The 16,129-nt window shown below is 69.4% G+C and carries 13 protein-coding genes and 14 tRNA genes; 17 read left to right on the top strand and 10 right to left on the bottom strand.

Features of this window, described 5'->3' with window-relative positions; all coding sequences use genetic code 11:
- Window positions 1-59: 59 nt before the first annotated feature.
- The 8 genes from ACZ3I4_RS09960 to ACZ3I4_RS09995 form a co-directional block, all read right to left on the bottom strand.
- Window positions 60-932 carry an EamA family transporter gene (locus ACZ3I4_RS09960; RefSeq protein ID WP_465381523.1) on the bottom strand — a complete coding sequence of 291 codons (873 nt, stop codon included), beginning with the start codon at window positions 930-932 and terminating at the stop codon, window positions 60-62.
- A gap of 222 nt (window positions 933-1,154) precedes the next feature.
- Window positions 1,155-2,534: a glycosyl hydrolase family 18 protein gene (locus tag ACZ3I4_RS09965; RefSeq protein ID WP_465381524.1), complete on the bottom strand. Its 1,380-nt coding sequence runs from the start codon at window positions 2,532-2,534 to the stop codon at window positions 1,155-1,157.
- 114 nt (window positions 2,535-2,648) lie between these two features.
- Window positions 2,649-3,422 (bottom strand): enoyl-CoA hydratase-related protein, encoded by a 774-nt coding sequence (locus tag ACZ3I4_RS09970; RefSeq protein ID WP_465381525.1) that lies wholly within the window; start codon window positions 3,420-3,422, stop codon window positions 2,649-2,651.
- Window positions 3,423-3,447: 25 nt separating this feature from the next.
- A complete protein-coding gene (locus tag ACZ3I4_RS09975; protein ID WP_465381526.1) occupies window positions 3,448-3,858 on the bottom strand; it encodes a DUF4345 family protein in 411 nt (136 codons plus the stop codon).
- Entirely contained in the window at window positions 3,855-4,568 is a 714-nt protein-coding gene (locus ACZ3I4_RS09980; protein ID WP_465381527.1) for an SDR family oxidoreductase, read from the bottom strand. Before ACZ3I4_RS09980 ends, ACZ3I4_RS09975 begins: the two co-directional genes overlap by 4 nt.
- A gap of 92 nt (window positions 4,569-4,660) precedes the next feature.
- The gene (locus ACZ3I4_RS09985) at window positions 4,661-6,070 is read right to left on the bottom strand and encodes an FAD-dependent oxidoreductase (protein ID WP_465381528.1); all 1,410 of its coding nucleotides are present in this window, start codon (window positions 6,068-6,070) and stop codon (window positions 4,661-4,663) included.
- Between the two features lie 69 nt (window positions 6,071-6,139).
- The gene (locus ACZ3I4_RS09990) at window positions 6,140-6,886 is read right to left on the bottom strand and encodes an SDR family NAD(P)-dependent oxidoreductase (protein WP_465381529.1); all 747 of its coding nucleotides are present in this window, start codon (window positions 6,884-6,886) and stop codon (window positions 6,140-6,142) included.
- Between the two features lie 76 nt (window positions 6,887-6,962).
- Window positions 6,963-7,385, bottom strand: coding sequence for a VOC family protein (locus tag ACZ3I4_RS09995; RefSeq protein ID WP_465381530.1), 423 nt, complete (start codon window positions 7,383-7,385; stop codon window positions 6,963-6,965).
- A gap of 754 nt (window positions 7,386-8,139) precedes the next feature.
- Between ACZ3I4_RS09995 and ACZ3I4_RS10000 the strand changes: the two genes are divergently transcribed.
- From ACZ3I4_RS10000 to ACZ3I4_RS10070, 15 genes are all read left to right on the top strand, one after another.
- Window positions 8,140-8,212, top strand: a tRNA-Ala gene (locus ACZ3I4_RS10000).
- Window positions 8,213-8,215: 3 nt separating this feature from the next.
- Window positions 8,216-8,290, top strand: a tRNA-Gly gene (locus ACZ3I4_RS10005).
- A gap of 4 nt (window positions 8,291-8,294) precedes the next feature.
- Window positions 8,295-8,367: transfer RNA gene (locus ACZ3I4_RS10010), tRNA-Leu, on the top strand.
- A gap of 22 nt (window positions 8,368-8,389) precedes the next feature.
- Window positions 8,390-8,462, top strand: a tRNA-Thr gene (locus ACZ3I4_RS10015).
- A 3-nt stretch (window positions 8,463-8,465) separates the two neighbouring features.
- Window positions 8,466-8,538 (top strand) — tRNA-Leu (locus tag ACZ3I4_RS10020).
- Between the two features lie 13 nt (window positions 8,539-8,551).
- Window positions 8,552-8,624: transfer RNA gene (locus ACZ3I4_RS10025), tRNA-Ala, on the top strand.
- Between the two features lie 12 nt (window positions 8,625-8,636).
- Window positions 8,637-8,710, top strand: a tRNA-Phe gene (locus ACZ3I4_RS10030).
- A gap of 13 nt (window positions 8,711-8,723) precedes the next feature.
- Window positions 8,724-8,810 (top strand) — tRNA-Ser (locus tag ACZ3I4_RS10035).
- A gap of 41 nt (window positions 8,811-8,851) precedes the next feature.
- Window positions 8,852-8,924, top strand: a tRNA-Lys gene (locus ACZ3I4_RS10040).
- 2 nt (window positions 8,925-8,926) lie between these two features.
- Window positions 8,927-9,005, top strand: a tRNA-Met gene (locus ACZ3I4_RS10045).
- Window positions 9,005-9,076 (top strand) — tRNA-Val (locus ACZ3I4_RS10050). Before ACZ3I4_RS10045 ends, ACZ3I4_RS10050 begins: the two co-directional genes overlap by 1 nt.
- A 1-nt stretch (window position 9,077) precedes the next feature.
- Window positions 9,078-9,149, top strand: a tRNA-Val gene (locus tag ACZ3I4_RS10055).
- A 2-nt stretch (window positions 9,150-9,151) separates the two neighbouring features.
- A tRNA-His gene (locus ACZ3I4_RS10060) sits at window positions 9,152-9,224 on the top strand.
- 94 nt (window positions 9,225-9,318) lie between these two features.
- Window positions 9,319-9,389, top strand: a tRNA-Cys gene (locus tag ACZ3I4_RS10065).
- Between the two features lie 52 nt (window positions 9,390-9,441).
- A complete protein-coding gene (locus ACZ3I4_RS10070) occupies window positions 9,442-10,356 on the top strand; it encodes an NAD(+)/NADH kinase (RefSeq protein ID WP_465381531.1) in 915 nt (304 codons plus the stop codon).
- A 70-nt stretch (window positions 10,357-10,426) separates the two neighbouring features.
- Here the strand turns inward: ACZ3I4_RS10070 and ACZ3I4_RS10075 are convergent, their stop codons facing one another.
- Window positions 10,427-10,801: a DUF6582 domain-containing protein gene (locus tag ACZ3I4_RS10075; protein ID WP_465381532.1), complete on the bottom strand. Its 375-nt coding sequence runs from the start codon at window positions 10,799-10,801 to the stop codon at window positions 10,427-10,429.
- A 139-nt stretch (window positions 10,802-10,940) separates the two neighbouring features.
- Here ACZ3I4_RS10075 and ACZ3I4_RS10080 point away from each other — a divergent pair, with 139 nt between their 5' ends.
- Entirely contained in the window at window positions 10,941-13,292 is a 2,352-nt protein-coding gene (locus tag ACZ3I4_RS10080; protein ID WP_465381533.1) for an ATP-binding cassette domain-containing protein, read from the top strand.
- Window positions 13,293-13,421: 129 nt separating this feature from the next.
- On the top strand, window positions 13,422-14,390 hold the full coding sequence (locus tag ACZ3I4_RS10085; RefSeq protein ID WP_465381534.1) for a phosphotransferase family protein: 969 nt from the start codon (window positions 13,422-13,424) through the stop codon (window positions 14,388-14,390).
- Here the strand turns inward: ACZ3I4_RS10085 and ACZ3I4_RS10090 are convergent.
- On the bottom strand, window positions 14,387-15,658 hold the full coding sequence (locus tag ACZ3I4_RS10090; RefSeq protein ID WP_465381535.1) for an MFS transporter: 1,272 nt from the start codon (window positions 15,656-15,658) through the stop codon (window positions 14,387-14,389). The two genes, ACZ3I4_RS10085 and ACZ3I4_RS10090, sit on opposite strands and share 4 nt — an antisense overlap.
- Window positions 15,659-16,129 lie beyond the last annotated feature (471 nt).

Genomic DNA, 16,129 nt, shown 5'->3' on the forward strand with positions numbered 1-16,129 from the left:
GGTGGTGCGGCCGCGTTCGGCGTCGCCTGGTTGTTCGTACAGATGGGCATCATCGAGAACTAGCGGGCCAGGCAGGCCACGGCGAACAGGGCGGCCAGGACGCCGCAGAGGTGAACGGTGTGCAGGCGTTCGCGGAGCAGTGAGCGGTTGAGCAAGAGCGTCACGGCCGGGTAGAGCGACGCCACGACAGCGGCGGGGGCCAGCGCGGCCGCCGCGGCGACGATGAAGGCCGCGTCGGCTACGGCGTCGGTGGCGCCCACGACGAAGATCGGCAGGGCGTCGCCTGCCCGAAGACCGAGGCCGGCCGGTCGGGTGACCCCGGCGGTGGTTCTGCGTCCTTTGCCCCAGCGGTGGCGCATGGCGACAACGAGAAGCAGGGCGGCCAGGCCTTCGGCTATGCGGGCGTAGGCCACTGACCAGAATTGGTCGGCGGCGGCTGCCTCGTGCAGGAGCACGAAATAGATGCCGAAGCCGAGCGCTGCTCCGAGGGCGCACAGGTTGGCCGAGCGTCGGGTGCGGCGATGTCCGGCGCCGGGTACGGGCCAGCTGGCCAGGGTGGCACCGGCCAAGCCGGTTGCTATGCCGACGGCGGCGAAGAGACCCAGCCGGTCGCCATGGAGGAGGCCCCAGACGACGGGGACCAGGGCGGCTACCGCAGCGACCGGCGCGACCACGGCCAGGGAGCCGTCGCGCATGGCCCGGTAGAGCAGGCCCATTGCCGGTAGGCCCACGAGTCCGGCCAGGACTCCCAGCCACAGGCGTACGTCGGTGGGCGGTGGGGTGCCCCAGACCGCGGCGGCGACGAGGGCCAGCAGCATGGCGGCGACCTTGGACCACACGAGGATGGTCAGGATCGGTAGCCGGCGGGCCAGGAGGCCGGCCAGGAAGTCGGAGATTCCCCAGGCCGCGGCGGCGCACGCCGCGGAAGTCATTACCCAAGCCACGCGGGGCAAGGGTGTTTGTCGGGGCGGGCAGATACGCCGGGGTCGGATACGCGATAGGGCATGCGAGCGATGATGCCGACCGCAAAGCCGCTGGTCAGTCGCCCGCCGGTGGACCACCGAGCGGCTTAACCCGAACGGCGGGTGAACCGCGGCGGAGGACGAAAAGGCGCGGCCCGCCCCATGAGGGACGGGCCGCGTCGGCAGGAACGGTCAGGGGAGGGTCCACCGCTGGTTGGCGGTGGTGGAGCAGTCCCAGATCTGCAGGCGGGTGCCGTTGGCCGAGCTGTTGTTCGACGCGTCGAGGCAGCGGTTGCTGACCGGGTTGCGCAGGGTGCCGTTGGACTGGGCCTGCCACTGCTGCGCGCCGGTGCCGTTGCAGTCGTAGATCTGCACCAGCGTGCCGTTGGCGGTTCCGGCCGCGGCGATGTCCAGGCACTTGCCGAGGCCGCGGATCGTGCCGTCGGTGCCGACCGTCCAGTTCTGCGCGGTTGTGCCGTTGCAGTCGTAGAGCTGCACGGCCGTGCCGTTGGCGCTGGACGCGGCGGCGATGTCGACGCACTTGCCGGCGACGCCGGTGATGCGGCCGGTGCGGCCGGACGGCGGCGGGGTCGTGGGGCCCCCGCCGCCGCCGTTCATCACCGTCTCGTAGATGGCGCTGACCAGCGAGTTGGCGCCGGTCACGTCCTGCGAGAGCTCCCAGTTCATGATGCCGCCGGCGTTGGCCATCGCCCACTGGGTCTTGCGGCGGATCGTGGGCAGGCCGTTGTAGCACTCGCCCGACGGCGTGCAGTCCCGGTTGGCGTTGGCCGGGTCCTGGGCGACCAGCTGCGCGTACGTCAAATAGCCGGGCCGGCTGTAGAACGGCACACCGAGCACGGTCTTGGCCTTCGGCAGGCCCCGGTTCTTCCAGAAGTTCGCCGAGGCGATCGACCAGTCGTAGTTCGCGTGCGGCGATCCACCGTCGTACGCCATGATGTTGAGCCAGTCGACGTAGCCGAACACGGCCGGCTGGACGCCGTTGGCCGTGCCGCCCTCGCTGACGACCGCGGCCGTGAGCAGCTTGCCCTCGTTGTGCAGGGCGGTGCTGAGCTGCTGCATGAGCGCCGTGTAGTTGTTGCCGCTCTGGCCCGGGTCCGGGTACTCCCAGTCGATGTCGATGCCGTCGAGCCCGTACTGGCGCACGGTGTTCATGACGTTGGTGACGAACGAGGTGCGGGTGCCGGAACTGGCGGCGAGCGACTCGAAGGCGGAGTCGTTGCCGTCGTTCCAGCCGCCGATGGCCAGCGACACCTTGACGTTGTTCTGGTGACCGAGGGTGACGAGCTGTTGGAGCTTCGACGTGTTCTCGATCGGCTGGAGGGTGCCGTTGGCGTTGGGAAGCGCGAACGAGTAGTTGATGTGGGTCAGCTTCGAGTATTGGACGCTCGTGACGCTGCCGGCCCAGGACGGCATGTAGCCGACGCTCTTGAAGCCGTTGGGCAGGACGGCAGCCTGCGAGGTGCCCTGCATGGCGAGGGCGGTGACGGTGCCGACCGCGGCAACCGCGCATGCGGCGGCCGCCGCTGTCCAGCGGCTCTTTCGGATGGCCATGGGGATGGTGACCCTTCGTGTCCGGCGCGGGGGTGCGCCGTGGGGATGACTATCGGGCCACCAAAGATTAGGAAGATTTACTAACAGTCGTCAATATAGGCCGTGATAAAAGTGTCAACGACCCTCGAAGGACGGTGATCTCCGCTCCATGAACGCCCGCTGACCCTCGAATTCGTCGTACGAGCCGGTGGTCTCGGCGATCAGCTGCCGGGCCCGCTCGGCCAGCGCCGGGTGGGCGGCCGCCTTGATCGAGGCCTTGGCCGCGCGCACGGCCAGCGGCGCGTTGGCGGCGATCGCCGACGCGGTGCCCAGCACGTCCGCCTCGAGTTCCGCGGCCGGCACCAGGCGGTTGATCAGCCCGACGGTCAGGGCCTCGGTGTCCGCGTAGGCACGGGCGGTGAACAGCATGTCGCCCGCGTTGGCCGGGCCGACCACGTGGACGAGGGTCTGCGCGAGGGCGAACGGATAGCCGATGCCGAGCCGGGCCGCCGGGATCGCGAAGCGGCTGCCCTCGGCGGCGATCCGGATGTCGGCGCTCAGCGCCAGCGCCATCCCGGCCCCGAAGCACGGCCCCTGGATCATCGCGATCAGCGGGGTGGTCAGCCCGCTGAGCGTTTCGAACAGGCCGGTGAGCGTCTGCTCCCACGTCTCGCGGGCCCCGGCCGAGTCGTGGTGGGCGGCGAACTCGGAGATGTCGGCCCCCGCGGTGAACGTCTCGCCCGCGCCGCGCAGCACGATCGTGCGTACGTCGGGCGCGTCGTCGAAGCGGCGGACGACGTCGGCCAGCGCACCGAGCATGGCCGTGGACAGGGCATTACGCCGGGCCGGGTTGCTCATCGTGACCCAGCCGACGCCGTCGCGCACCTCGTTGACGATCTCCCCCAGCACGTCGAGTGACCTTACTCCGGCGTGATCAAGCCGGTCGGGTACGCGTACGCGCGCGGTCGGGCAGGAGCAGCACGATCGACAGAACCAGCAGCCCGCCGAGCGAGACGGCGTTCCCGACCTTGTCGATGGTGGGGAACATGTCGAGGTGGAGCATGTGCCACAGGAAGTGGATCGCGTTGAAGACCAGCCAGGCGCCGCCGGTGACGCGCAGGGCCTCCGGGGTGGGGCGCCGCCACGCCCAGACGCTGAGCACGAGCAGGGCCAGATAGAGGGCGCCGACATCGCGTACGAGATGCTCGCTGTAGGGGCCCAGCGTCGAGACCCAGTTGCGGCCCGGGGACGGGAAGTCGTGGTAGAACGACAGCGGGAACGCGGCGGCCCACACGCCGACGACGGCGGCCGAGACGGCCAGGATCAGCACGGCCCAGCGCTTCACCGTCCGGCCACCCATTCGGCGAACGTGATTTCGCCGCGCTGGAAATCGCCGGTCGGCAGCAGACCACCGCCCGACATCGCCCGGCCGGCCGGCACCGTCAGCACCAGTCTGCCCCGGGCCAGGCGCCGCACCATCGACGACATCTTGAGCACCTCGGGGCCGGCCAGGTCGGTCGCCAGGCCCTGGGCGGGTCCTTCGGCCAGCCGTACGAGCTCGGCCGCGACCTCGGCCGCGGCGACCGGCCGGGTCAGCATCGACGGCACCAGCTTCACCGGTCCGGGCACGCGGTCGATCATCTGGGCGGCGAACTCGTGGAACTGGGTCGCCCGCAGCACGGTCGCCGGGATCGGGCCGGTCAGCGCGAGCTCTTCCTGGCGGCGCTTGCCCGCGTAGTAGCCCGAGTCGACCCGGTCGACTCCGACGATCGACAGCACCACGTGGTGGCGTACGCGGGAACGCTCCTCCGCCGCCAGAAGGGTGCGTGTGGTCGTCTCGAAGAACGCGGTCGCCGTCCTGCGGTTCAGCGTCTCGATGTTGGTCACGTCGATCACCGCGTCGACGCCCCGCAACGCCTCGTCGATCCCGGCGCCGGTGGTCAGGTCGATCCCGTTCGACCGGGAGATCACCACGACGTCGTGCCCGGCCGCCCGCGCCCGTTCGACCACCAGCTTGCCGGCCCAGCCGGTTCCCCCGGCCACTGCCATCCTCATCGTGTCCACCCCTTCGCTCGTCCTGTGCGTTCGGGCCAGGGACGAGGGAGCGGAAGCCGACGTGACGGTGTGTGGCGCGGGTCATGGCCCGGTCAGGTGCGGGCCCCGATCGCCAGCGCCCGCAGCAGGAACTTCGGCTGGGCCAGCGCGCTCGGGTGCTCGAGCATCGTGGTGACCTGGCCGAGCCGCTGGTTGATCGACTGGTCGCGCATCGACGCCTTGAAGATCAGGCCGGTGATCCACTGGATGGCCTTGTAACCCTTGGGGTAAGGCCCGTCGACGTGCGGCAGCGCCAGGTCGGCCATGGTCGAGACCTGCCAGGCCGCGTCCACCACGACCTTGACGTCCTGGAAGTAGGACAGGGCGGGCTTGTCCAGGTCAGGCCGGCCGCGCAGATATTCGGAGAGCGCCGAGGCGTGCAGCGTGGCCGAGGTCATCCCCTGGCCGTACACGGGATTGAACGAGGCCACGGCGTCACCGGCCGCGACCAGGCGGGCCGGGAACCGGGTCAGCCGGTGGAAGTCGCGGCGCCGGCTGTCCGCCTGGTGATAGGTGACGACGTCACCGACCTGCACGGCCGTGGTCGCCACCTCGCCGAACTCGGGCGGGAAGTTGTCGACGCAGCGCTGCCGGAACTCGCCCGCGTCGCGTCCGGGCCGGTCGTCGGCATAGCCGGAGACGAGCACCGTCCACCGGTCGCCCTCGATCGGGGTGAAGCCGCCGATCCGCGCGACCTTGCCCGGGCCGGGGTTGGCGATCGAGATGCACGTCCACACCTGGGCGTCGGCCGGGCGGCGGAACAGGGCGGTCGCGTAGTTGAGCTTGATGCCCATGCGCTGCATCGGCGGTTTCGCGAACCCGTGCCCCTCGAGCCAGTCGCCGAGCCGGCTGGAGCGTCCGGTGGCGTCGACCACGAAGTCGGCCGCCTCCTCCTGCCCGTCGCCGTAGCGCACGCCGGTCACGGCATCGTCGCGCAAGATCAAACCCTCGGCCCGGCCCGTCACCGTACGCACGTTGGCCAGGCTCAGCACCCGATGACGAATCAGCGCCTCGAGGAACGGGCGGCTCGAGATCAGGGCCTGCGCGGCGGGACCGGCCGGCGCCTCGTCGCGCAGCTTGCCGTCCATGTAGAAGCGGTTCGTCTCGGGCGGCGGGTTCACCGCGCCCGCGGCCAGCGCCTCCTCGATGAAGCCGGGGAAGAACCGTTCGAGCTGGTTGAGCCCCGAGGGCAGCAGCGCGTGGACCTGGCTGCCCTGCGGCACACCCGGGCGCGGCGCGACGGCTCCGGCCGGGTCGGCGGCGATCCGGTCGGCGGGCACGTCGAGCTCGGCCAGATCGTCGCGCTCGATGATCAGCACCTGGTCGGCGTGGTTGCTGAGCACCCGCGCGGCCATCAGGCCCGCGATGCTCCCGCCCAGCACGACAGCCTGCCGGAACAGCACGCGCTGCCCGGCCGGTGGCTCGGACGTCGACAACAGGGCGAACCGATCCGCAGAAGACACCCGAGCCCCCATGAATGTTTAAGTTTGTTTCCTCGACCCTCAAGATACCCGAGCCATCGAGAGGTGTCGTTACCGCAGGTGGGAAGCGCCGTTGAGATCGAGGACGGCGCCCGACGACCAGACCGCCTCGGGTGAGCTCAGGTGCAGCACGGCCGCCGCGACCTCCTCCGGGGTGCCGACCCGGCCGAACGGGCTCTGGGCGCGTACACGGTCGTCGATGTTGCCCTGCTGCCTCTCCGTGCCGATGAAGCCGGGCGCCACCGAGGCGACGGCGATCCCGTACGGGGCCAGCGCGACCGCCATCGACTGGCCGAACGCGTGCAGGGCGGCCTTGGCGGCGCCGTAGGCGGGGAAGTCGGGTTCGCCGCGATACGCCCCTCGGGAGCCCACGTTGACGATGCTGCCGCCGGCCTCCCGCTCGATCAGGTGGCGGGCCACGAGATAGGTCACGTTGGCCGCCCCGAGCAGGTCGACATCGATCATGGTGCGCCAGATCCGCTGCCATTCCTCGTACGGGATGGAAGTGATCTCGTGGCGGTTGGCCTCGCCGGGCGCGATGGCAGCGTTGTTGACCAGCACGTCGATCCCGCCCAGCCCCGCCGCGGCCGCGTCGACCACGGTGCGCGCCGCCTCGGGATCGGCCAGGTCCCCGCCGACCAGGGCATGATCAACCCCTTCCAGCGTACGCAGGGTGACCTCGGCCTCCTGCCGGTCGCTCCCGTAGTGCACCGCGACGCGGTCACCCTTCGCGGCGAACGCGACCGCGATGGCCCGCCCGATCCCCCGCGACGCTCCCGTGACCAGCACTCTTCTCATTGCGCCAACACCCGGCTCTCGTCTCTCATCGCGCTTCGTCTCTCATTGCGCTTCGTCTCTCATCGCGCTTCGTCTCTCATTGCGCGAACACCTGGCTCTCGTCGCGGAAGGCCTTGAACTCCAGCGCGTTGCCGGCCGGGTCGCGGAAGAACATCGTCCACTGCTCACCCGGCCGGCCCGGGAACCGCAGGTAGGGCTCGATCAGGAAGGTCGTGCCGGCCTCCCGCAGCCGCTCGGCCAGGGCGTGGAACTCCTCAATCGTCAGCAGCAGCCCATAGTGCGGGATCGGCACCTCATGACCGTCCACTTCACTGTCGCCCGCGGCCGTCACGGGCCGGTCGACGACGTGCGTCACGAGCTGATGCCCGTGCAGATCCCAGTCGATCCAGTGGTCGCTGGACCGACCCTGACCGAGCCCGAGCACCCCGCCGTAGAACTCGCGGGCCGCCTCCAGATCGTCCACCGGGATCGCCAGGTGAACCGCCGGCCTGCCACTCATGCGCCGCTCCCTTGATCACGTATCCGTACTCGATCATGTGTCGTTTGATCATGTGCTGCTCGGTCGGGTACTGCTCGACGATCCGCTGCTCGGTCGTGTGCTGCTTGATCACGCGCTGCCTGATCATGTGTGTCGCTTGGTCAAGTGTTGCTTGATCATGTGTTCAGCCACCGCCTCCCCCGCCCACCCCGGGTAAGAGGAAGACGCGGGCCCGACCCTACGCGGCGGCGGACGGCCCAGCCGGGTTATCCACAATGCCCAGTTGTCCACAGGCCCGGTTGACAGAAAGCAATTCAATCCAACCCGTAAATAGCGTTGCCAAGACGGCGCGCCGGCGGCTACCTTTGTTTTCACCACCGGGAACCACAGGAGAGGAGAGGCAGATGTCGCAGCACGTCACGACCGCAGCTCACCAGCTAGCACCGTGCGGCTCGGGCATCGCCCTGACCTGCTTCTTTACGCTCCTTGGCAAGCCCTATCGGGGGCGGTGGCACAGCTAGCGCACGCTGGCACGACGCCGCCGACCCCTCCCCGGGACGGCGGCTTTTTTGTTTTCCGATCGCATTTTCCATCCGGCGCCGTGGGCCATTCCACGCTGCCCTTATTCGATTCGTTAATTGACAACTCCACAGCGGATGGCACATTTATCCGGAGCGAGGGAGACGGCAACCCGCGCACCTTGGGAGTGTGAGACACCCCGTTCGACTCGGGGGCTCCGGACTTTTCCGGTTCGCGACGGCGGTCGCGGACCCATGGGCTTGTGGCGCAGTCGGTAGCGCACCGGTTCGGCAGACCGGGGGTCGGCGGTTCGAATCCGCCCAGGTCCACATGCGGTTGTAGCTCAGTCAGGCCAGAGCGCCACCCCGCCACGGTGGAGGCCGCCGGTTCGAATCCGGCCTGCCGCTTTTCGCCCTCGTAGCCCAACGGCAGAGGCCCGACGTTGAGGACGTCGGTAGTGCGCGTTCGAATCGCGCCGAGGGCACGCACGATCAGCACGACACCAGGCCGGTGCAGCACGACAGGTCGTGCAGCCGACTCGTAATCGGCAGGCAGCGGGTTCGAGTCCCGCCTCCGGCCCACACCCGGGTAGCCCAATGGCAGAGGCACGCCGCTCAGGACGGCGCCAGTGCGCGTTCGAATCGCGCTCCGGGTACGCAGCATTACAGGGGCTCGTAGCTCATCAGGTAGAGCGCCGCTCTCGCACAGCGGAGGTGGCCGGTTCGACCCCGGCCGGGTCCACGCAAGAAATTTGTCGCCGTAGCTCAGCCGGTACGAGCGCTGCTCTGAAAAAGCGGAGGCCGGTGGTTCGAACCCACCCGGCGACACGGCACCACACACGGAGACGCCAGCCGATGGGCGCCGGCCACCGCCTCGAAAGCGGTTGGGGGATGAAACCCCGTGGGCGTTCAACTCGCCCCGTCTCCGCGAACGCAAAGCAAGCAAGCACGCACGCACGCACGCACCAAGTGCCGCTAGCTCAATTGGTAGAGCAACGGACTCTTAATCCGTGGGTTCGGGGTTCGATTCCCCGGCGGCGCACTTGCAGGGTGGAGGAGTTCGGTCGTCCTCGCCGGTCCCATAAGCCGGATATCGCGGGTTCAAATCCCGCCCCTGCTCCCATCCCGGTAGCTCAGCGGAAGAGCGCCGCCGTGACAGGGCGGAAGCCGCTGGTTCGACCCCAGCCCGGGATACGTCCGTATGGCTCAGCGGAAGAGCGTCCCCTTCACACGGGGAAGGTCCCAGGTTCGATCCCTGGTGCGGGCACTGTGGCTGAAGCTCAGATGGCCGAGCGCCGGGTCGTGGCCCCGGAGGTCGCCGGTTCGAATCCGGTCAGTCACCTACGCGCGTCGTGGACGGCGGCACGTCCAGCGGTCCGTAAAACCGTCGCCTTATGGCAGACCTGGGTCGGCACCAGGGACGCGCACGTCAGCACAGTCGCATGCCCGAGTGGTCAGGGAGCCGCCTGCAAAGCGGATCACGCCGGTTCGAATCCGGCTGCGGCTTCGAGAAGTGCCATCCGCTGGGGGGTTGATCGGATTCGTGGCATGGTCGGGGCATGGGCATGAAGAACCACATCCTCGGCCTCGTCGTGCATCCCCGCAACGATGTCAGCGAGTCGGTCGCCACGGTGGTCAAGCTGGCCAAGGAGCACGGCGTCCGGCTCGTGGCCAAACCTTCCGACGCCGTACGCCTCCAGGATGTCGAGCCGATGGACGAGGATGCGATCGCCGAGCGGGCCGACTTCGTGTTCAGCCTGGGCGGCGACGGCACCATGCTGGGGGCGATGCGGCTGGTCGCGGGTCGCCCGACGCCGGTGCTGGGCGTCAACCACGGCAACATCGGCTTCCTGATCGAGGTGTCCCCCGACGGCCTGCACCAGGCGCTCGACCGCCTGATCGCCGGCGACTTCAGCCTGGAACCGCACAGCTGCCTCGAGCTGACCGGCCACGACGGCCCGGCCCTGGCCTTCAACGACGTGGTGCTCACGGCCGCCCAGCCGTGGACCGCCGTCTCGCTCGACCTGGAAATCAACGGCGTCCGCCACGGCTATTTCCGCAGCGACGCGGTCGTCGTGTGCACGCCGACGGGTTCGACCGCCTACAACTACGCGGCGGGCGGCCCGGTCATCTCGCCGTCGGCCCCGCTGATCGGCCTCACCCCCGTCGCGCCGATGGCCGGCATCAACCGCTCGATCGTGCTGGGCGGCGAGGAGACCATCCGGCTGCGCGCCCCTTCGCACGAGACCCGCCTGTCGCTCGACGGCGCGACGACGATCACCGTCGCCGAGGGCACCGACATGGTCCTGCGCATGCGCCCCCACGCCACCAACGTGGTCCGCTTCGACCAGGGCACCCACGGCACCCGTACGCGCATCAAGCTGAGCCTGCTCGACCTGCCCCTGCGCCCCGACCAACTGGTCGAGCTGGTCCCCGAACACCTCCGCGACCGGGCCCACCTCCCCCGGCTGTGAGAACCAGGGCTCATGCCAGGTCGACATCCGCGCTTCGAAGATGATCTGCCCGGCCGGCTTCCTTCTCGGATCACTCGCGGAGGGCCTCGACGAGCTGCTCCTTCGTCATCGACGAGCGGCCGCGGATGCCCTGCCGCTGAGCCTCGGCGTAGAGATCCTTTTTCGGCGCCTGAGTGCGTGGCTTGTCGGACGAACGGCGACCGGCCGACGGCTTGCCCAGCTCGTGCCAGGAGTTCTCGGTCATGTCGACGCCGAACTCGGCGGCGGCCTTCTTGATGCGCCGGAAGGCCTCGTCGCGTTCCTCGTCGGTCACGTCGCGCACCTGGTCGAACCGGGCGATGGCGTTGCGCACATGCCGGGCGTCGTTCAACGGCTCCTTGCGTACGCGGGGAAACGCGAACGTGCTGTCCGGCAACGCGTCGCGGGTCTGTTTCTTAATTGCCATGCCTACCGCTTACCCCGCGCGCCTGCAGGTACGCCCCTGGCAGACTTGCCCGACCCCTGATCAGGAATGAAGAAGCAGCGCGGCCCGCGCCGCACTTAGAGTTCTGCGGGGGGAAGCCGTCGAACGAGGGAGCCGGGGAATGCACGAGGCCGACAGCCACGACATGATCCGCGTGCACGGGGCACGCGTGAACAACCTCAAGGACGTCAGCGTCGAGATTCCGAAGCGCCGCCTCACGGTGTTCACCGGGGTCTCCGGTTCGGGCAAGAGCTCGCTGGTCTTCGGCACGATCGCGGCCGAGTCGCAGCGGCTGATCAACGAGACTTATTCGGCTTTCCTGCAGAACTTCATGCCCTCGATGGCTCGGCCCGACGTCGACGTGCTCGACGGCCTGACCACGGCGATCCTCGTCGACCAGGAGCGGATGGGCGGCGACGTCCGGTCGACGGTCGGCACGGCCACCGACGCCAACGCCATGCTGCGGATCCTGTTCAGCCGGCTCGGGAAGCCGTACATCGGCTCGCCGCAGGCCTTCTCCTTCAACATCGCCTCGGTCAGCGGGGCCGGCGCCGTGACGCTGCAGAAGGGCGGGCGCGAGGTCAAGGAGAAGCGGACCTTCAGCCTGCTCGGCGGCATGTGCCCGCGCTGTGAGGGGCGCGGCTCGGTCAACGACATCGACCTTTCCCAGCTGTACGACGAGAACAAGTCGCTCAACGAGGGCGCGATCACGATCCCCGGGTACAGCATGGAGGGCTGGTACGGGCGGATCTTCCGGGGTGTCGGCTACTTCGACCCGGACAAGCCGATCAAGAAGTTCACCAAGAAGGAACTCGACGACCTGCTCTACCGCGAGGCCACCAAGGTCAAGATCGAGGGCATCAATCTGACGTACGCGGGCCTGATCCCCTCGATCCAGAAGTCGTTCCTGTCCAAGGACATCGACGCCGTGCAACCCCACGTGCGGGCCTTCATCGAGCGGGTCGCCATCTTCAAAACCTGCCCGGACTGCGACGGCACCCGGCTCAGCGAGCCCGCGCGGTCGTCGAAGATCAAGGGCATCAGCATCGCCGACGCCTGCCGGATGCAGATCAGCGACCTGGCCGAGTGGGTGCGCGAGCTCGAGGAGCCGTCGGTGGCGCCGCTGCTGACCGCGCTGGGCGAGACGCTCGACTCGTTCGTCCAGATCGGTCTGGGCTATCTGTCGCTCGACCGGCCCTCGGGCACGCTGTCCGGCGGCGAGGCCCAGCGTACGAAAATGATCCGGCACCTGGGCTCGGCTCTGACCGACGTCACGTACGTCTTCGACGAGCCGACGATCGGCCTGCACCCGCACGACATCCAGCGCATGAACGACCTGCTGCGGCAGCTGCGCGACAAGGGCAACACCGTGCTGGTGGTGGAGCACAAGCCGGAGGCGATCGCGATTGCCGACCACATCATCGACCTCGGGCCGGCCGCCGGCAGCGGGGGCGGCGAGGTGGTCTACGAGGGCAGCCTCGACGGGTTGCGCGCCGGCGGGACGCTCACCGGCCGCCACCTGGAATACCGGGCGACGCTGAAGGACAAGGTGCGCCAGCCGTCGGGCACACTCGAGGTGCGCGGCGCCGGCTCGCACAACCTGCGCGACGTCGACGTGGACATCCCGATGGGGGTGCTGGTCGTGGTCACGGGCGTGGCCGGCTCGGGCAAGAGTTCGCTGATCCACGGGTCGGTGGCGCCGCGCGACGGGGTGGTGGCGGTCGACCAGGGCGCGATCCGGGGTTCGCGGCGCAGCAGCCCGGCCACGTACACGGGCCTGCTCGAACCGATCCGGAAGGCGTTCGCCAAGGTCAACGGGGTCAAGCCGGCCCTGTTCAGCGCCAACTCCGAGGGCGCGTGCCCCAACTGCAACGGCGCCGGTGTCATCTACACCGATCTCGGCGTGATGGCCGGCATGGCCACCACCTGCGAGGTGTGCGAGGGCCGGCGGTTCGACGCGTCCGTGCTGGAGTACAAGCTGGGCGGCAAGGACATCAGCGAGGTGCTGGCGATGCCGGTGGTCGAGGCCGAGGAGTTCTTCCGCGAGGGCGAGGGCAAGGTGGCGGCCGCGCACACGATCCTGGTGCGGCTGGCCGACGTCGGGCTCGGCTATCTCAAGCTCGGCCAGCCGCTGACCACCCTGTCCGGCGGCGAGCGGCAGCGGCTCAAGCTGGCCACCCGGATGGGGGAAAAGGGCGGCGTCTACGTCCTCGACGAGCCGACCACCGGCCTGCACCTGGCCGATGTGGAAAACCTGCTCGGGCTGCTCGACCGGCTCGTCGAGTCGGGCAAGTCGGTGATCGTCATCGAGCATCACCAGGCCGTGATGGCGCACGCCGACTGGATCATCGACCTGGGCCCGGGCGCCGGCCACGACGGCGGCACGATCGTCTTCGAGGGCACCCCGGCCGACCTGGTGGCCGCGCGCTCCACCCTGACCGGCGAGCACCTGGCGGCGTACGTGGGATCCTGACTCACCCGCATTGCGCCCGTCGGTGTCGAGGGCGCCGAAAACGGCTAGGCGAAGCCGAGGGCGTTTTTGGCGCCCTCGACACCGACCTCCAGGGGCGCAATGCCGCCGAGCGGAGCGAGGCCAGCAAGCATGGAGAGCATCACCAAGAACCGGCAGCCCCTCGAGACGCTGCGGGCGATGGTGGCGCGCGCCTACTCCGAAGATCAGGTTCCGTCCGGTACGCGCTGGGTGCACGAGCTGGGGCACGGCTGGTTCAACGTGGCGTACCGGATCCGCCTGCGCGACGGCCGCGAGGTCGTACTCAAGATCGCTCCGCCGCCCGGGGTCGAGGTGATGACCTACGAGCGCGGGGCGATGGCGACCGAGCTGGCCGCGCTCGACCTGATCCGGTCGCGGACGAGCGTGCCCGTGCCGGCCGTCGAGTTCGCCGACACGACCCGCGAGCTGGCCGGCGCCGACTGGTTCTTCATGCCGTATGTGGACGCCGACAACTACGGCCTGATCCGCTCGACGCTGTCACCGCACGAACAGGACGAGTACGACGAGGCGCTGGGCGCCGCCACCCGCGAGCTCAACACCCTCACCGGCGCGGCGTTCGGCCCCCTCGGCGGCCCCGGCGTCCCGACCTGGCGCGCCCACTTCCTGACCATGGCCGAGGAAGTTCTGCACGACGGCTCACGGCGCGACGTGGACCTGGATTACGCCGCGCTGCGCTCCCTTTTCACCGACCACGCCGACTGCCTGGACGCGGTGACCGAGCCCCGGTTCGTCGAGTGGGACCTGTGGGGCAGCAACGTTCTGGTCCGTGACCGGCGCATCGTCTGCGTCATCGATCACGAGCGCGCCTTCTACGGCGACCCGCTCATCGAGGCCGGCTTCGCCGCCACCCAGCTCGGGTCGTTCGGCGACCCGACCGCCTTCCTCCGCGGCTACGGCAAGACCGCCCTGACCCCGGCCGAACACGACCGCCGCCGCCTCTACAACCTGTACCTGACCTTGGTCATGGTCGTCGAAACCGCCTTCCGGGGCGTCACCACCCCCCGCCATCTCGACTGGACCCGGGCCCGGCTCGCCGAGGCCGTGGCCCTGTTCCGCTAACGCTCGAGCAGCTCCGCCTCCGGCTTCGCCGTGGGTACCTCGGGTGTTCGCCGCAGAAGCAGCAAGGTGGCCACGCCGGCCAGGCCGACCGCCACGTAGAGCAGCGAAACGGTCGAGTCGATCGCGGCGGAGGCCGAGGTGAGCAGCGGACCGGCGGCCATGCCGACAGTCAGCGCCAGGTTCGACAGCGCGTTGTAGCGCCCGCGCAGGTCGTCCGGGGCCAGCCCGTTGATCAGCGTCGGCAGGGCGCCGGCGATCAGCAGCTCGCCGAAACCGATCAGGACCGAGGCGATGGTCAGCACCGCTCGGACGCCCAGGCCGCCGCCGAGCACCGTAGGCACGCAGATCGCCCAGGCCAGCCCCCACAACCCAGCTGTGCAGAGCAGGGCGGTGCGGGCCGTGATGCGACCGGCGATGCGCAGGGCGACCGGTGACCCGACCACGATGGCCACCGAGTTGGCGACGCCGGCCCAGCCCAGCGCGGCCGGATCGTCCGCGGCGAGCGCCATCACCGAAGGGGCCGCGTTGTAGATGCCGTAACCGAGGGTGGACAGCAGCGCCGAGGCGACCAGGATGCGCACCAGCGCGCCGTCGCCGAGGGCCCGCCGATATCCGCCCTTCCGCGGGACCTCGCCGTCCGCCGAGGGCGGGGCCATCTGCCGGCCGGCAAGCATCGTCAGCCCGATGTTGACCAGGCACACGGTCGCCCCGGCGACCCAGAGCAACGGAAGCACGGATCGGCCTTCCTCCGTGTCCGGCGGGGTGAGAGCGAACGCGACCCCGCCCAGGGCGGCGCCGACCGCCATGCCGAGATTCATGATCACGTACTGGAGGGTGTAGACGCGCGACCGCCGGCTTTCCGGCGCCAGGATCGCCAGCCGTGTGCCCAGCGCCGGAATGGCGAACGACCAGCCGAGGCCACCGATCATGACTCCGGCCATCGCCGAGACCAGACCCGGCCCGTACGCGATGGTCAGCAGACTCACCGTGACCAGGCTCAGGCCGGCCACCATGACGAACCGCCCGCCGCGGCGATCGATCAGCGGGCCGGCGACGGCGTTACCGGCGATGGTGACGACCGGGCCCAGCGCCCAGATGCCGGTGGCCACGGCCAGGGAGTAGCCGCGCACGTCGTGCAGCAGCACTACCGCGTACGGCTGGGTGAGGCCGACGCCCAATGCCATGATCAGCTCGCCGCTGAGCAGAAACCACACCGCGGCCGGGAATCGAAGTTGGGCCTTGCCGGGACTGTCGAGTTCCGTGGTCAATCCACACCCCAGGTCCGTGGGACCAGCCGGGCCGCGAGCCCGCAAGCCGCGGACCTCCGGAGGATTCCAGTGAGGAACGCCGATCGTATGGCCCGAGCCCGCTCCGGTCCACCCCGCATTTTTGGCACACCGCGATACGAGACGGGGTCTTGAGTTGAAGCCGGAAAGACCTATGCTCCAGTTGGATGTCGCAGGGGCCTCTAGGGGCTCCGAGTGATGTCCGCGCCTCGCAATCCGGGGCGCACACGGGCAATCAGCGACTGGGGCCGCTGCGAAACCCTTCAGCAACACATCGCTCATCACGATGGGAGACTGAAATGGGTCAAGCGGCTGACGCTGCCTTCTTCGAGCTGCATCACCTCACCGCCACGGTGCCCATCCCGCACGGCGACTGACGACAGCCCTCCTCCTTCCGTAATACCCGCATGCCGTGACGGCGGCGGGTCGAACCGGCGCAGGCATCTATGCCCG

It is taken from the genome of Actinoplanes sp. NPDC021490, from assembly GCF_055562135.1.

Bases quoted from the DNA above. Each gene is read 5' to 3' on its own strand.
- ACZ3I4_RS09960 (WP_465381523.1), bottom strand. From the start codon at position 932: ATGACTTCCGCGGCGTGCGCCGCCGCGGCCTGGGGAATCTCCGACTTC.
- ACZ3I4_RS09965 (WP_465381524.1), bottom strand. From the start codon at position 2,534: ATGGCCATCCGAAAGAGCCGCTGGACAGCGGCGGCCGCCGCATGCGCG.
- ACZ3I4_RS09980 (WP_465381527.1), bottom strand. From the start codon at position 4,568: ATGAGGATGGCAGTGGCCGGGGGAACCGGCTGGGCCGGCAAGCTGGTG.
- ACZ3I4_RS09990 (WP_465381529.1), bottom strand. From the start codon at position 6,886: ATGAGAAGAGTGCTGGTCACGGGAGCGTCGCGGGGGATCGGGCGGGCC.
- ACZ3I4_RS09995 (WP_465381530.1), bottom strand. From the start codon at position 7,385: ATGAGTGGCAGGCCGGCGGTTCACCTGGCGATCCCGGTGGACGATCTG.
- ACZ3I4_RS10070 (WP_465381531.1), top strand. From the start codon at position 9,442: ATGGGCATGAAGAACCACATCCTCGGCCTCGTCGTGCATCCCCGCAAC.
- ACZ3I4_RS10075 (WP_465381532.1), bottom strand. From the start codon at position 10,801: ATGGCAATTAAGAAACAGACCCGCGACGCGTTGCCGGACAGCACGTTC.
- ACZ3I4_RS10080 (WP_465381533.1), top strand. From the start codon at position 10,941: ATGCACGAGGCCGACAGCCACGACATGATCCGCGTGCACGGGGCACGC.
- ACZ3I4_RS10085 (WP_465381534.1), top strand. From the start codon at position 13,422: ATGGAGAGCATCACCAAGAACCGGCAGCCCCTCGAGACGCTGCGGGCG.